Below are 14362 nucleotides of genomic sequence, written 5' to 3'. Positions count from 1 at the left end.
CCGCCCCGGCCACCCGACCCGCAACAGCAGCAGCGGCCTCAGACCCGCGCAGCCTGCTCCTGCGCCACCGCGACTTCACCCTCCTGTGGTGCGGCGAAGTCGCGGGCAAATTCGGCGCATCCGTCACCGGCATCGCCATGCCGCTGACCGCGATCACCGTCCTGGACGCGGGCACCTTCGAGGTCGGCGTCCTCGCGGCGGCCGCATGGCTGCCGTGGCTGCTCATCGGGCTCCCGGTAGGGGCCTGGGTCGACCGGTGGCCGCGCCGCCCGGTCATGCTCGCATCGGCCGGGTTCTCCACGGCGCTGTTCGCCGCCGTGCCCGTCCTCGCGCACACCGGCGTCCTGAGCATCGGCGTGCTGCTGGCCGCCGCGTTCCTCGGCGGCGTGGCCGCGGTGTTCTTCCAGACCGCCTACACCGCCTACCTGCCCCGCATCCTCGCCCCCGAGGACCAAGCCGAAGGCAACGCCAAACTCCACGGCAGCGCATCCGCCGCGCAACTGGCCGGACGCGGCGCGGGCGGACTGGTCGCCCACGCCGCCGGCACCGTCAACGCCCTGCTGGTCAACTCCGCCACGTTCGCCGCCTCGGCCGCCTGCCTCGCCGCGATACGCCACCGCGAACCCGCCCGCCCCCGCACCCCCCGCCCACGCGGCGCACTCGCCGCGGAAGTCCGCGAAGGCCTCGCCCTGGTGTTCCGCGACCCGTGGCTGCGCACCCTGACGCTGTTCTCCACCGCGTCGAACGTCGCCCTCATCGGCCTGCAGACCCTCCAGGTCGTGTTCCTGGTCCGCACCGTAGGCCTCGACGAACGCACCGTCGGACTGCTCATCGCCACCACCGGAGCCGGCGGCATCGCGGGCGCGTTCGCCGCCCGCCGCGCCGCAACCCGCCTCGGCACCGCCCGCGCAAGCCTGGTCTTCGAACTCGGCGTCGGCAGCCTCACCCTCCTCACCCCGCTGACCACCGCGGGCTGGGGCCTGGTGTGGTTCGCCGCGGGCGGGTTCGCCACTTCCGCGGGCGTGGTGGCCGGAAACGTCGTCAAAGTCGGCTTCCACCAGGCCTACTGCCCACCCGCACTGCTGGGCCGCGTCGGCGCAAGCACCGCGTTCCTCAACTACGGCATCATCCCCGTCGGCGCACTCCTCGCCGGCACCCTCGGCACCGCCCTCGGCCCGCGCACCGCCGTATGGATCACCGCCGCGGGCGTACCCGCGACCGCACTGATCCTGTGGTTCTCCCCGCTGCGCACCGTCCGCGACCTGCCCACCCGCAACCCCACACCCGCGCACGCCTGAGCCGGGAATCGGACCCGAGCACGGCACCCGCGACAGCACCGGCACAAAAAAGGGGCCGGGGCCCGGGGAGAACCTTCTCTCCCCGGGCCCCGGCCCTGTGTGCTGCGTACGTCGTGCTCCGCCGTCCGTCGGCGGCGGCCGCGTCAGGCCGTCGTCGACCGCGCCGCGCGCAGCCGCTCGGTGCGCAGCTGCTCGTGCCACCGGTCTTCCAGCGGCGTCAGCGGCACACCGGTCGCCCACGTCAGCAGCAGGTCCGCCAGCCCGGGGTTGCGGGACATGACCGGGCCGTGCATGTAGGTGCCGATCACCCGGCCCGCCCAAGCACCTTCGGTGCCGTCGTCGGTGCCGTTGCCGAACCCGACCGTGGTGCGCGCCAGCGGCTGGGCGTGCGCGCCGATGTAGGTGACACCCTGGTGGTTCTCGAACCCGGACAGGACCGGCAGCCCCAGCTGCGGGTCGACGTCCGCCAAGACCTCGCCGACGCAGCGCCGGCCGACCGGGCCGCGCCCGGACTTCACGTCCAGCAGCCCCAGACCCGGTTCGACGCGGTCCAGGTCGTCGACGAACTCGTGCCCGATGATCTGGTAGCCCGCGCACACCGCCAGCAGCGTCGCGCCGCGCGCCACCGCCTGGCCCAGGCCCGGGTCGCGGCGCAGCCGCTCCGCGGCCAGGCGCTGCGGCCGGTCCTCGCCGCCGCCGATCAGGTAGATGTCGCCCGACGTCGGCACGGGCTGGTCGGAGCGCACGTCGACGCGTTCGACCTCGATGCCGCGCATCCGGGCGCGCCGCTCGACGATGAGCGCGTTGCCCTGGTCGCCGTAGGTGCTCAGCAGGTCCGGGTAGATCCACACCAGCCGCAGCTTGCTCATGCCGATCACGCCTGCGCCTCCTTGACCGTGCGCCGCAGCTGCTGGAACGCCGTGTAGTTCGCGATGACTTCGATCTGCCCGGGCGGGCACGCCGCGACCGCGTCGGCGAGGTGCTCGTGGACCTGGAACGTCAGTCCGGCGACGTCGAGGCGCACCGCGAGGTCCAGACGGCGCTGTCCGAGGACGAACAGGGGGCGGCCGGCGAGCTTGGTGTAGTCGACGTCCCACAGCCAGGAGGTGTCCTTGCCGTCCGCGTCGAGCGCGTTCACCGACAGGATGACCGGGGCGGGGGCGGGGTCGATCAGCGAGAACGTCTCCAGCCAGCCGGCCGGGTTCTTCGCCAGGAGCATCCGCAGGTGGCGGCCGCGGTAGGGGAGGACGTCGTAGCGGCCGGCGACCGCGGTGACGTTCTTCATGCGGGCGAGCGCGGAAGCGGTGTCCACGCCGAACACCGACGCGACCGCGGCCGCGGTGGTGGCGTTGGCGCGGTTGGCGCGGCCGGGCAGCTGGAGTTCCAGCGGCCACACCCGCCCGTCCGGGTCGACCATCTCGTCGCCGACGAGCGACCAGGTCACCTGGGGGCGGCGGAAGTCGCACTCGCCGCAGTACCAGTCGTCCCCGGGCCGGTTCATCACGCCGCCGCACGACGGGCACGACCAGGAGTCTTCCTGCCACATCTGCCCGGCGGCTACCCACACCACGTCCTTCGCCGACGAGGCCGCCCACACCACCAGCGGGTCGTCCGCGTTCGCGACCAGGATCGCCTCGGTGCCGCGCAGGCCCTCGCGCCACTTCTCCGCGAGCATGCGCGTCTCGGCGGCCCGGTCGAGCTGGTCGCGCGACAGGTTCAGCAGCACGATCGCCAGCGGCTCGGAGTCCCGGGCCACACCGGCCAGGTACTTCTCGTCGACCTCGATCACGCCGTAGCGGGCGTCGCCCGCACCGGCGAGGGCCGAGGTGATCCCGGCGGGCATGTTCGCGCCGAGCGCGTTCGACACCACCGGGCCGGCCGCCCGCATCGCCTCGGCGATCAGACGGGTGGTGGTGGTCTTGCCGTTGGTGCCGGACACCAGCACGACCTGCAGGTGGTCGGCGAGCTGAGCGAGGAGATCGGGCGCGATCCGCAGCGCGATCTTCCCGCCGATCACCGAACCGCTGCCCTTGCCGGCCCGGCGCGAGATCGCCGCGGTCACCCGGTTCGCGGTCACCGCCAACTTGGCCCGCGGCGGCAATGCCTCGGGCCTGCGCGCAGGCCCCGAGTGGCCCGGGGCGGGGGTACCTGTCATCGGATGCGTGCCCTCCAGCGGTCTCGCACTGCCGCGCGACCAGGCCGGCGGCCGTTCCCAACTCGACAACCCCGGGGCACGGAATCCGCCGAAACCCGAGGAAACCCCCGCACGGCATGCCGGAACGCGGCGCCCTGCAGGGGAATCGATTACGTCACACCAGCCTATCGAGAACAGCCCCCGCAGGCGCGAGCCCGCCCACCCCACACGCCGACCTGTCGACGAGTCGGTACACAAACGGCTCCGCGGACCCACCAGACACGGCCTAGGCCTGCGGTGTCCGGCCCAGCAGCCGAGCCAAGCGGGCCGCCACCGCCCGCTCGGCGGCCTGCCAATACAGCGGACGCCCCAGATCCCGATCGAAAAAGAAGCCCTTGTCGTCCGGCCGCGGCAGACCCTCCACCTCCAGCCACATCCCCACGTACCGCACCTCGCCCAGCGGCTTCGCGCCGTACCGGGCCCGCACCGCGTCACACGCCGGCGCCACCGCGTCCACGTTGTCGCGGACCCCCGCCGGGCGCAGCAGCAGCACCACGTCCGCCGTCCCGATCCGCGCCGCCAGCCCCTCCGCCCATGCGGCCTCGCCCCCGGACGCGGGCAGGTCGGCGGCATCCACCCGGACATCCACACACACGTACCCGAGCCGCCGCACACACGCCACCAGCCAAGCCCGCATCCGATCCGCACAAAAGAACGGCCGCATGCCCGGCGCTACCACCGCCACCACCGGCACATCCCGCTGCGGCGCCCCGCCCCCGCGCAGTCCCCACCATCGCCCGAGCATTACCGCCCGCCCCCGCGCCACCCCGGCCGCACCATACGAACCGCACAGACGCCGCGGAACCCGCACCGGCGCCGCCAGGCGCCGGCCGCCGCGCAGCCACACGCGCCCGTCATGCGCCGTCGGCGTCCGCGCCGCCCAACGCCACCGCGACTGCCGTGTCCGCGGCGGCCAGCAGGCCCAGCAGCACGATCCACGTCTTCTCCCGCCGGTCCAGCGCCCGCCAGCGCCCGGCGGTGCCCGCGCCGTCCGCCACGTCGGCGGCGACCTGCAGCCACGCCCACTCCGCCGCGCCGCGCCCCTGGGACAGGGCGTGCAGGCAGCCCGCCGCGACGACCGTGTCGCGCACTCCCAGCCCCCGTGCCGGAACCGCCGCCGGGTCCTTCGCGCCCGCCGGGCGCGCCGGCAGCCACCGCTCGGCCGCCTGCGGCACCACCGCCTGCGCGACCCCGACCGCGATCCGGCCCGCCGCCAGCAGCCGCGCCGCCCGCACCGCACCCCGCGGCACCCGGTGCGACCGTGCCGCCGCCGACACCCCCGCCGCGGCCCCCGCGGCCGCACCGGCAGCGGACAGCACCGCGGCCGCCGAAACCGCAGACGCACCCGCCCCCGGCCCGCCGGGCGCCGCACCACGTGCCCCGGCACCCGCCGACAGCACCCGCAGCCCCGCACCCGCACGCCCGCGCGACCGCGGCACCACGCCACGGCGCAGCGCATGTCTGCTGCCGGGCCGGACCAGATCCGCGCCGGCCGCCACCGACATCGCCCCCGAAAACCCGCGTCCCGCCGCGCCCCCGGCCGCCAAACCGCCCCCCATACCGCCGCCCTTCAGCCAGCCGGCGGCGCCGCGACCTTGCCGCAGCGCCCGCGCACGATCCCCGTTCGCCGCCCACTGTGCCGAACATCGCGGCACCGGCGCACCCGGATTCCCCTCACCTTGATCCGGAACCCCCGCATCCGCCGCCCCGGGCTCACGCCCGCCGTGCCCCCGCGGGCCGGTACACCACCACCCGGCGGCCCTTCGCCACCCGCAGCTGGGACGCACCCGGACGCACCTCGCCGTCGACCGCGAGCGGGGCGCCCTCCTGGATCTCCGTGAGCCGCATCGCACGCGCGGTGGTCGCCTCGTAGACGCGCGAACGCCCCAGCGTGCCCGACAGCACCGCCGCGACCAGCCGGGTCCGCGCCGCGGGCTTGGCCGCGTCGACCAGACGCACGTCCAGCAGGCCGTCGTGCAGGTTCGGCCGGTACGCGGGCGCGAACCCCGCCGGCGCATACGCCCCGTTGCCCAGGAACAGCAGCCACACCGACCGGGCCCGCCCGTCCACCCGCAGCTTGACCGGACGGGCCTCCTTCAGCACCGACACCAGCCCGACGAGCATCGCCGGCCACTTCCCGATCCGGCCCTCCAACGCCTCGCGCGCCCGCACCAGGTCCGGATACACCCCGATGGAGAACGTGTTGAGGAAGACCTCCGGGTCGGTCTGCGACATGGGCCCGAAGTCGAACGTGCGGTCCCTGGCGATCTCCGCCACGTCCACCAGCACCGCCTCGCCCGCGCGCACCGCACGGGCGGTGTCCTCCAGCCGCTGCAGCCCCAGGTCGCCCGCGAAGTGGTTGAGCGTCCCGGCCGCGAACACCGCGAGCGGCACGTTGAACTCGAGGGCGACCTTCGCCGCCGCGTTGATCGACCCGTCCCCGCCCGCGACCCCCAGCACCACCGCTTCCGCCGCGGCCGACCGCAGCAGGGCCTCCAGATCGGAGCCGCCTTCCAGATCCGGGTCCGACCCGGCCGGCCGCGCCCCCCGCTCGACGATCTTCGCCGCCGGCAAAAGCTCCCGCAGCCGCGGCGCGACCTCGCCCTCCGGGCCCGCCGACGCGTTCACCACCACCACAACCCCGTCGCCGTCCGGCAGCACCGGCACCCGCACCTGCGGCACCGGCGCGAACGCCGCCGCGACCGGGCGCCGCGGCCACCAGCGCAGCGTCACCGCCGCCAGCCCCGCCCCCAACGCCGCACCCGCCAGCACATCGCCCGGATAGTGCACACCCGTGTACACGCGCGACAACGCCACGCCGCCCGCCAGCACACCCGCCGTGGCCCCCAGCGACCGCGACTCCAACGCCACCCCCGTCGCGAACGCCGCCGCCGAGGCGGCGTGACCCGACGGGAACGACGTCGTCCACGGCTGCCGCGGCAACCGCCGCACCTCCGGCACCAGGTCCAAGACCGGACGCGGCCTGCGCGCCGCCCGCTTCATGACCGCGTTCGTCACCGTCGACGCCAACGCCACCGACCCCAGGCCCCGCAACGCCGCACGCCGCCCCGCCCGGCCCCCCGACAGCGCCATCGAACCCGCCGCCACCATCCACAACCGCGAATGGTTCGCCGACCGCGACAACGCCGGCAACGCCCGGTTCGCCCACGGCACATGGTGCTGCGCCAACCACGCGAACGCCGCATGGTCCACCGCATGCACCCGCCCCAGCACGCCGGGCCGCGCCCCCTCCTGCGCCAACGCGGCCGCGACCAGATCCCCGAACACCCGCCCGTGCGACCTGGCACCCGTGCCCGTCACCGACCCGCACCCCCTGCCACACCCGTACCTGTACCCGTACCGCTGCCCGCAGTGCCCGCGGCCAAGCCCGCCGACACCCGCTCCAGCTCCTCGCGGTACTCCACCACGCCCGCCCACGCCTCGGGCCACGCCGCCATGCCGTACGCGGCACCGGCGAACGCCCCCGCCAACGCCGCGATCGAATCCGAGTCCCCGGACGTCATCGCCGCCCGCGTCAACGCATCCACCGGCGCATCCGGGAACAGCAGGAAGCACAGCAGCCCGGTCGCCAAAGCCTCCTCCGCGATCCAGCCCGCACCGGTGATCCGGCACGGATCCGCCCGCCGGTCACCGAGCAGCAGCGCCGCGTCCAACCGGTCCAGGACACCGGCGCACTCGTCCCATCCGCGCGCGATGAACTCCTCCGGCGACGACGCGAACGGACCCCGCCACAGCTCGTCCCCGAGCCAATCACCTCGATACACACTGCGCTGCTGCCCCACATGCGCCCGCAAATACCCCGGCAGGTCCCGCGGTGCGACACCCACCCGCAGCGCATGCACCGCCGCCGCCGTCAGATCGGACGCGGCCAACGCCGTGGGATGCCCGTGCGTCAGCGCCGACTGCAGCTGCGCCGCACCGCACCGGTCCGCCTCCGACACCCCGTCCAGCAACGCCACCGGCGCCACCCGCATGTTCGCGCCGCAGCCCTTCGACCCGCGCCGCGTCGCCGCCTCCCACGCACCGCCGCGCGCCAACGCCTTGCACGCCTGCATGCACGTCGTCCCCGGCGCCCGGTTGTTGTCGGGGGACTGCCACCACGCCAGATACCGGCCCCGCAGCCGCGGCGTCAGACGCTCCGCCGACAGCGCGTGCCCGTCCTCCACCGCCGCCAGCAGCGCATCCGCCACCGCCAGAGCCATCTGGGTGTCGTCGGTCACCATCGCCACCCCGCCGTGCACCGGCAGCTCGCCCGCACCCGGCGCATCGTCGGGCACGTCGAACCTGCGGACGATCTGCGCGTACGGCAGAAACTCGGTGGGCGCCCCCATCGCATCCCCGTACGCCGACCCGAACATCGCACCCGCAACCCGCTCGTACGCCACGCACGCCCCTAAGCCTCGCCAGCCACACCACCCGCAAGCCCGGCCCTGCCGCCCGGCCTCGGGAACGGTCCCGCCGCAGCGTAACGCCCCTTCCCGGCCCCCACCGCGCGCATAACCCCCGCGGGAGTGGGCGAAGACACACCCATGGACGTCCTCGCCGGCCGCCTGCTCCTGCGGCCCACCGACCTCGAACGCACCCGCGCCTTCTACCGCGACGTCCTCGGACTCGCCATCTACCGCGAGTTCGGCACCGGCCCGCACCGCGGCACCGTGTTCTTCCTCGGCGGCGGCTACCTCGAAGTCTCCGCAGGCAGCCCCGAACCCCCCACCGCCGCCACCGAACTGTGGCTCCAAGTCCGCGACCTGCCCGCCACCGCCGCCGAACTCGCCGCCCACGACGTCACCGTCCTGCGCGAACCCCGCCGTGAACCCTGGGGCCTGGACGAAATGTGGATCGCCGACCCCGACGGCCTGCGCATCGTCCTGGTCGAAGTCCCCGAAGACCACCCCATCCGCTACCGGCCCTAGGCGAGAGTTCCGCGAGGGACGTGGCGGGCGCGGACCGGGCCGAGAGCCCGCCGTGCCGTATGCCTGTTCGACCGCGCCGCCCGAACGACCACACCGCCGTGCGACACGGATCCGGGCCCCACCGGGCGCTGCCGTCGACGACGAGGCGCTGCGCCGCTACTGCGCCTGATCGGCCCCGTCCGCGGCCTTCGCCGACTCGGCGGCCATGGCCAAGGCGGTGGGGAGGGCGCCCCACAGGAGTTCGGTGAGGTAGACGGTCAGCTCGGCGCGTTCGCACGGGTGTTCTTCGAGCCACCAGTCGCCGCAGGCCTGGACCATGCCGACGATGCCGTGCGCCCAGGCTCGCGCGAGGACGCCGGTGGCGCCGACCGGGTCGAACGAACGCGCGAGTTCCTCGCCGACGCGGCGCTGGTAGGCGGTCACATGGCCGTGCACGTCGGCCGACTCCGCTCCCGCGCGGTGCAGCAGGAACCGGTACACCTGCGGGTTGGCTTCGATGTGCGCCAGGTAGGTGTCGATGGTCGCCTGGATGCGTTCGCGGGGGGAGTGGCCGCGCGCCGGGTCGACGGCGGCGCGGATGGCGAGGGCGAGTTCCTCGGTGTGGCGTTCGGCGAGCGCCCGGTACAGGCCGTCCTTGTCGCCGAAGTGCCGGTACAGGATCGGCTTGGTGATGCCGGCCTCAGCGGCGATGGTGTTCATCGACGCGTCGGGGCCGTCGCGCATGACGACGCGGTCGGCGGCGTCCAGGAGTTCGAGGCGGCGCAGCGCGGAGCGGCCGCTGCCGGACCCGCCGGGGCCGCCCGGGGTGCGGGCGGGGGTGCCGCCCGCGGTGTTGCCGCTGGTCCCGGCGGTGGTGCCTGCCGGGGTGGACTCGTTGTGCGCCATGCGACCCTTCGCCGACCGTGCCGTGCGGCGCCGGGTGCCTGGGGCGTGCGGCGCTGCTTTGTCCCCGTCTTTCTACCGCGCCTTCCCGTGCGTGCGGTGCCCGGCACACCTTGACAGGCATTACCGGGAGTAACACACTGCCGGTTACCCGTCGGTAACAGCGTGGTGAACCCCTCGCAAGCCCCACCCGACGGACCCCGGCAGGCATCACACCACCAACCACCGCCAGGAGCCAGACCCGATGACCGCGTTCACCCCATTCTCCCTCCAGCTCACCGACGACCAGCGCACCGTCCAAGACTGGGTCCGCACCTTCGCCGCCGACGTCCTGCGCCCCGCCGCCGCCGAATGGGACGAACGCGAGGAAACCCCCTGGCCCATCCTCCAAGAAGCCGCCAAAATCGGCCTCTACTCCCTCGACTTCTTCTCCACCCAGGCCTTCGACCCCACCGGCCTCGGCATACCCCTCACCATGGAAGAACTCTTCTGGGGAGACGCCGGACTCGGCCTCGCCATCACCGGCACCACCCTCGCCGCCGCCGGCGTCGTCGCCAACGGCACCCCCGACCAGGTCGCCACCTGGGCCCCCCAGATGTTCGGCACCCCCGACGACGTCAAAGTCGCCGCCTTCTGCTCCAGCGAACCCGACGCCGGCTCCGACGTCTCCGCCATGCGCACCCGCGCCACCTACGACGAAGCCACCGGCGACTGGATCCTCAACGGCGTCAAAACCTGGGCCACCAACGGCGGCATCGCCCACATCCACGTCGTCGTCGCCACCACCGACCCCGCCCTCGGCGCCCGCGGCCAAGCCAGCTTCGTCATACCCCCCGCCACCCCCGGCCTGACCCAAGGCCAGAAATTCAAAAAGCACGGCATCCGCGCCTCCCACACCGCCGAAGTCGTCCTCGACAACGTCCGCATCCCCGGCGACTGCCTCCTCGGCGGCAAAGACAAACTCGACGAACGCCTCGCCCGCGCCCGCACCGGCACCACCGCCGGCCGCGGCAACGCCGCCATGGCCACCTTCGAATCCTCCCGCCCCGCCGTAGGCGCCCAAGCCGTCGGCATCGCCCGCGCCGCCTACGAATACGCCCTCGACTACGCCCGCACCCGCCACCAATTCGGCCGGCCCATCATCGACAACCAGGCCATCGCCTTCACCCTCGCCGACATGCGCACCCGCATCGACGCCGCCCGACTCCTCGTCTGGCGCGCCTCCTGGATGGCCGCCACCGGCCAACCCTTCGAAGCCGCCGAAGGCTCCATGTCCAAGCTCTACGCCGGCGAGACCGCCAAATGGGTCACCACCAACGCCATGCAAATCCTCGGCGGCAACGGCTTCACCCGCGAATACCCCGTCGAACGCATGCACCGCGACAGCGCCATCTACACCATCTTCGAAGGCACCAGCGAAATCCAACGCCTCGTCATCGCCCGCACCATCTCCGGCGTCCCCATCCGCTGACCCACCCCCACCCCGGCCGCCCGCGGGGTTCCGCCAAACCGCGGAACCCCGCCGACGGACCCGGAAACCCCGACACCCCAGCCCCTTGCCCACCCCGGCCCACCCGACGGACAGTGGAACAAGGAGCGCCCGCACCCGGCCACCCCGCCACGCCCCGCTCCACCCAGGGGGGAAAACCACCCCCAGGAGATGGAAACCATGGCCTTCGTCCAAATCGTCGACTGCAAGACCAGCCGCATCGACGACATGAACCGCCTCATGGACGCCTGGGTCACCCAAACCCAAGGCAAACGCACCGCCACCCACGCCATCGTCGGCACAGACCGCGCCGACAACGCCCACGTCGTCGAAATCGTGGAATTCCCCTCCTACGAGGAAGCCGAACGCAACTCCCACCTCCCCGAAACCGACCGCATCTTCCACGAAATGGTCGCCCTGTGCGACGAACCCCCGGTCTTCACCGACCTCGACGTCGTCCGCGACGAACAACTCAACAAAGCCGCCGTCACCCGCCTCTTCGAACAAATCAGCGCCGGCAACCTCGACGTGATACTCGACCTCTGCGCCGCCGACTACCACGACCACGACCAGGCCAACGCCATCGACACCGTCGGCGCCGAAGGCTTCCGCCGCGAATGCGCCGGATACCGCGCCGGATTCCCCGACTTCGCCTTCACCATCGAAACCCAGCTCGCCGACGGCGACCAAGTCGCCACCCGCTGGACCTGGCGCGCCACCAACACCGGCGAATACAACGGCATGCCCGCCACCGGCCGCGCCGTCGAAGCCACCGGCACCACCACCTTCCGCATGGCCGACGGCAAGATCGCCGAAGGCTGGTGGAACTGGGACAACCTCGGCGTCATGCGCCAACTCGGCATCATCGACGTCTGACACCCGACCCACACACCCACCCGCACCCACACACGCGACACGACACAGGGCCGGCCCCCCACAGCGGGGGACCGGCCCTCGGCACGTCCTCACCTCACCGGCCCCGACACCTCAGCGCCCGACACCCGGCAAACCCCGAAAACCCGGCCAACCCCCCAAGCCCGGAAACGAATCCGGCTCCGGACCCGGACCACCGGGACCCGGACCGTCCGGCTCCGGCGCACCCGGATCAGGCGCACCCGGATCAGGCGACGGATCCGGCGGCAACGGATCCGGAAAAGGATCCGGCAACGGCGACGGACCCGGAGTAGGCCCCGGCGCCGGAAACGGCTCCGGCGGCCACGGACCCGGCGAACCCGGACGCTCCGGATCCGGCCGATCCGGCCCCGGCGGACGCCCCGGCGGCCTCGGCGGATGAGTCACGGCAACCTCCCACACACAACCCCACCGGCCAACACCCCCGCACCCCGCCGAATACCCGCCCACCCCCCACCCGACCCACCCCACCACCCCACCACCCGAACGACCGCCCCCGACCAACCCCCAAGGAGAGCCTCGACCCGGCTCACCGCGCCAACGGCGACCGCCCCAACGCCTCCGCAGCCGCCACCGACGACGGGTCCAAATACACCGACGTCGTCGACACATCCCCATGCCCCAAGATGTCCGCCACCGTCCCCACATCCGCCCCCGCCTGCCGCAACAACACCGTCGCCGCCGTATGCCGCAACCCATGCGGCGTCACCGACTGACGCAACCCCGCCGGCATCAACGCCACATGCCGCCGCACCATCCGCTGCACATCCCGCGCCGACATCCGCCGCCCCCGCACCGTCACCACCAACGCCCGCAACGCATCCGCCCGCTCCTCCGCCGGATCACCCGCCGGCGCCACCGGACGCTCCCGCTCCCGATACGCCCCCAACACCGCCACCAACGCATCCGACAACGGCACATCCCGCGCCTTGCCCCCCTTGCCCCGCCGAATATGCAGCACCCACCCCCCACCCGCACCCAGCCGCACATCGTCCGCATTCGCCGCACAAATCTCCGACACCCGCGGACCCGTCTCCGTCAACAGCCGCAAAATCACCTCGTCCCGCAACGCCAACCGCTGATCCGCCCGCACCCCACCCGCCCCACCCCGCGGCACCGCCCCCGGCGACTCCCGCAACGCGACAGCCTCCTCCACCGACAACCCCAAACGCGCCCCCTTCGCCCGCGACGGCACCCGCACCCCCGCCACGAACTCCATCGGATCCGCACGCACATAACCCACCTGCTGCGCCCAACGGAACAACCCCCGCACCGACGCCAGCCACCGCGCCCGCGCATGCAGCCCACGCCCCGGCACGTCCTCCCCGTCCGCCCCGATCTTCCGCTGCCGCGAGAACCGCGCATCGGGAGCATTGGCGATCCGCACCACCGCCAACTCCACATCCCCCGACTCCACGTCGTCGAGCACCACCGACGGGCCCACCAACCGCGCGAACTCCTCCACATCGCGCACATACGCCGCCGCACTCGACGCCGCCAACGCCCCCATCGCCACCCGCAACGCCAGCACATCCACGTACTCACGCACCGCCGCGCCCACCTCGACCCGGCTCAACTCCCGCGGCGCCGCCACACCCGCACCCCTTCACACACCAAAGCCACCCGACACAACCACCACACACACCACGGCTCACATCACAACGACCGCAGCCAACCACCCACCACCGACACACCAACCCACACGAAACCCCCCCCAAGCCCACCCGACCAGAGAGCCCCACCGCAGAAAGCACTCACCACCCCGTCAAGCCTCCGGCACCGGAGCCGCGAAAAGCGACTGCGCCACCGAACCGAACAACCCCGCCTCGTCGAACAACCGCGTCCGCGCCACACCCACCCCCGCATCACCCACCTGCGTCGCCGAATCCACACACACCCACTCCGCCACCGGCATCCGCACAAAATGCAACGACAGATCCACGTTCGGCCACACAAACTCCCGCCAATCCAACGCCGCCCCGATCCCCGACCCCGAATCCGCCACCAACACCACCCGCTCCAACGCCCCCATCCCGCCCTCACCCGCCACCAACGGACGCCCACACCGCACCCACGCCACCGCCGGACCCGGCACCGCAAACGAACCCGACACAAACCGCCAGTCCATCGCCCGCCCGTACCCGAACCGCCCCAACGGCCCCTGCACCCCACCCGGCACCGCACCCGGAGCCCCCGGCGCCGCCACCGCACCCGACGGCAACCCCGCCACCTTCGCCGCCCTCACCCGCCACAACCGCGCCGACAAACACACCCGCCCATCGACACTCAACTCACCCTCCACCAACTGCACACTCCGCCCATCCCGCACCACCCGCACCGCAACCCCCACCACCCCCACCGGCACAGGACCCAAAAACTCCACCGTCAACCGCGCCGGCACCAACTCCGGCCGCGGCGCCAACCGCGCCATCCGCCCCGCCAACAACGCCGACGGCGGACCACCATGCTGCTGCTCCGCACTCCACGGACCCTGCGTCCACTCCGACGCCGCATACCGCTCACCACCCAACGGCACAAAGAACGCCTCGGCCTCGCCCAGCACCTCGCCGCCACGCCCCTCCACGACCCCGAACGCCCCGTCACCCACCACGCCGCACCCACCTCTCCACCCGCAACCGAACCGGACCCTGCC

13 protein-coding genes are annotated in these 14362 nt (G+C 73.2%); 4 read left to right on the top strand and 9 right to left on the bottom strand.

From position 1 onward, the window contains the following. The first annotated feature begins 53 nt into the window (after nucleotides 1-53). A complete protein-coding gene (locus ABEA93_RS22835; protein ID WP_345677631.1) occupies nucleotides 54-1298 on the top strand; it encodes an MFS transporter in 1245 nt (414 codons plus the stop codon). Nucleotides 1299-1441: 143 nt separating this feature from the next. On the opposite strand, the gene ABEA93_RS22830 is transcribed toward ABEA93_RS22835, so the two are convergent. The 6 genes from ABEA93_RS22830 to ABEA93_RS22805 all read right to left on the bottom strand — a co-directional run bounded on the left by ABEA93_RS22830 (nucleotide 1442) and on the right by ABEA93_RS22805 (nucleotide 7871). Next, nucleotides 1442-2173, bottom strand: a complete 732-nt coding sequence (locus tag ABEA93_RS22830; RefSeq protein WP_345677630.1) for a type 1 glutamine amidotransferase — start codon at nucleotides 2171-2173, stop codon at nucleotides 1442-1444. After that, nucleotides 2173-3453 (bottom strand): MurT ligase domain-containing protein, encoded by a 1281-nt coding sequence (locus ABEA93_RS22825; RefSeq protein ID WP_345677549.1) that lies wholly within the window; start codon nucleotides 3451-3453, stop codon nucleotides 2173-2175. The genes ABEA93_RS22830 and ABEA93_RS22825 overlap by 1 nt, the downstream gene beginning before the upstream one ends. 265 nt (nucleotides 3454-3718) lie before the next feature. Beyond that, the gene (locus ABEA93_RS22820) at nucleotides 3719-4069 is read right to left on the bottom strand and encodes a hypothetical protein (protein WP_345677548.1); all 351 of its coding nucleotides are present in this window, start codon (nucleotides 4067-4069) and stop codon (nucleotides 3719-3721) included. A 277-nt stretch (nucleotides 4070-4346) separates the two neighbouring features. Next, the gene (locus tag ABEA93_RS22815; RefSeq protein ID WP_345677547.1) at nucleotides 4347-4997 is read right to left on the bottom strand and encodes a hypothetical protein; all 651 of its coding nucleotides are present in this window, start codon (nucleotides 4995-4997) and stop codon (nucleotides 4347-4349) included. A gap of 208 nt (nucleotides 4998-5205) precedes the next feature. Beyond that, nucleotides 5206-6813: a bifunctional phosphatase PAP2/diacylglycerol kinase family protein gene (locus tag ABEA93_RS22810; RefSeq protein WP_345677546.1), complete on the bottom strand. Its 1608-nt coding sequence runs from the start codon at nucleotides 6811-6813 to the stop codon at nucleotides 5206-5208. Next, complete coding sequence (locus ABEA93_RS22805; protein ID WP_345677629.1) at nucleotides 6810-7871, bottom strand: ADP-ribosylglycohydrolase family protein; 1062 nt, start codon at nucleotides 7869-7871, stop codon at nucleotides 6810-6812. The genes ABEA93_RS22810 and ABEA93_RS22805 overlap by 4 nt, the downstream gene beginning before the upstream one ends. Nucleotides 7872-8042: 171 nt before the next feature. Here ABEA93_RS22805 and ABEA93_RS22800 point away from each other — a divergent pair, with 171 nt between their 5' ends. Continuing rightward, entirely contained in the window at nucleotides 8043-8426 is a 384-nt protein-coding gene (locus tag ABEA93_RS22800; RefSeq protein WP_345677545.1) for a VOC family protein, read from the top strand. 156 nt (nucleotides 8427-8582) lie between these two features. On the opposite strand, the gene ABEA93_RS22795 is transcribed toward ABEA93_RS22800, so the two are convergent. Further along, nucleotides 8583-9311 (bottom strand): TetR family transcriptional regulator, encoded by a 729-nt coding sequence (locus ABEA93_RS22795; RefSeq protein ID WP_345677544.1) that lies wholly within the window; start codon nucleotides 9309-9311, stop codon nucleotides 8583-8585. A 241-nt stretch (nucleotides 9312-9552) separates the two neighbouring features. Here ABEA93_RS22795 and ABEA93_RS22790 point away from each other — a divergent pair, with 241 nt between their 5' ends. Together ABEA93_RS22790 and ABEA93_RS22785 are read left to right on the top strand one after the other, a co-directional pair. Next, nucleotides 9553-10779 carry an acyl-CoA dehydrogenase family protein gene (locus ABEA93_RS22790; RefSeq protein WP_345677543.1) on the top strand — a complete coding sequence of 409 codons (1227 nt, stop codon included), beginning with the start codon at nucleotides 9553-9555 and terminating at the stop codon, nucleotides 10777-10779. Between the two features lie 198 nt (nucleotides 10780-10977). Further along, complete coding sequence (locus ABEA93_RS22785) at nucleotides 10978-11673, top strand: ester cyclase (RefSeq protein ID WP_345677542.1); 696 nt, start codon at nucleotides 10978-10980, stop codon at nucleotides 11671-11673. Between the two features lie 565 nt (nucleotides 11674-12238). Here the strand turns inward: ABEA93_RS22785 and ABEA93_RS22780 are convergent. Beyond that, a complete protein-coding gene (locus ABEA93_RS22780; RefSeq protein ID WP_345677541.1) occupies nucleotides 12239-13303 on the bottom strand; it encodes a tyrosine-type recombinase/integrase in 1065 nt (354 codons plus the stop codon). A 171-nt stretch (nucleotides 13304-13474) separates the two neighbouring features. Continuing rightward, nucleotides 13475-14320 carry a thioesterase family protein gene (locus tag ABEA93_RS22775; RefSeq protein WP_345677540.1) on the bottom strand — a complete coding sequence of 282 codons (846 nt, stop codon included), beginning with the start codon at nucleotides 14318-14320 and terminating at the stop codon, nucleotides 13475-13477. Nucleotides 14321-14362 lie beyond the last annotated feature (42 nt).

It is taken from the genome of Yinghuangia aomiensis (assembly GCF_039542225.1).
GTDB classification, from domain to species: domain Bacteria; phylum Actinomycetota; class Actinomycetes; order Streptomycetales; family Streptomycetaceae; genus Yinghuangia; species Yinghuangia aomiensis.
The sequence above is the reverse complement of the archived record's forward strand: the minus strand, read 5'-3'. Positions and strand labels throughout refer to the sequence as shown.

Coding starts and splice junctions, on each gene's coding strand:
- ABEA93_RS22805 (WP_345677629.1), bottom strand. CDS start 7,871: ATGTTCGGGTCGGCGTACGGGGATGCGATGGGGGCGCCCACCGAGTTT.
- ABEA93_RS22795 (WP_345677544.1), bottom strand. CDS start 9,311: ATGGCGCACAACGAGTCCACCCCGGCAGGCACCACCGCCGGGACCAGC.
- ABEA93_RS22800 (WP_345677545.1), top strand. CDS start 8,043: ATGGACGTCCTCGCCGGCCGCCTGCTCCTGCGGCCCACCGACCTCGAA.
- ABEA93_RS22790 (WP_345677543.1), top strand. CDS start 9,553: ATGACCGCGTTCACCCCATTCTCCCTCCAGCTCACCGACGACCAGCGC.
- ABEA93_RS22825 (WP_345677549.1), bottom strand. CDS start 3,453: ATGACAGGTACCCCCGCCCCGGGCCACTCGGGGCCTGCGCGCAGGCCC.
- ABEA93_RS22815 (WP_345677547.1), bottom strand. CDS start 4,997: ATGTCGGTGGCGGCCGGCGCGGATCTGGTCCGGCCCGGCAGCAGACAT.
- ABEA93_RS22785 (WP_345677542.1), top strand. CDS start 10,978: ATGGCCTTCGTCCAAATCGTCGACTGCAAGACCAGCCGCATCGACGAC.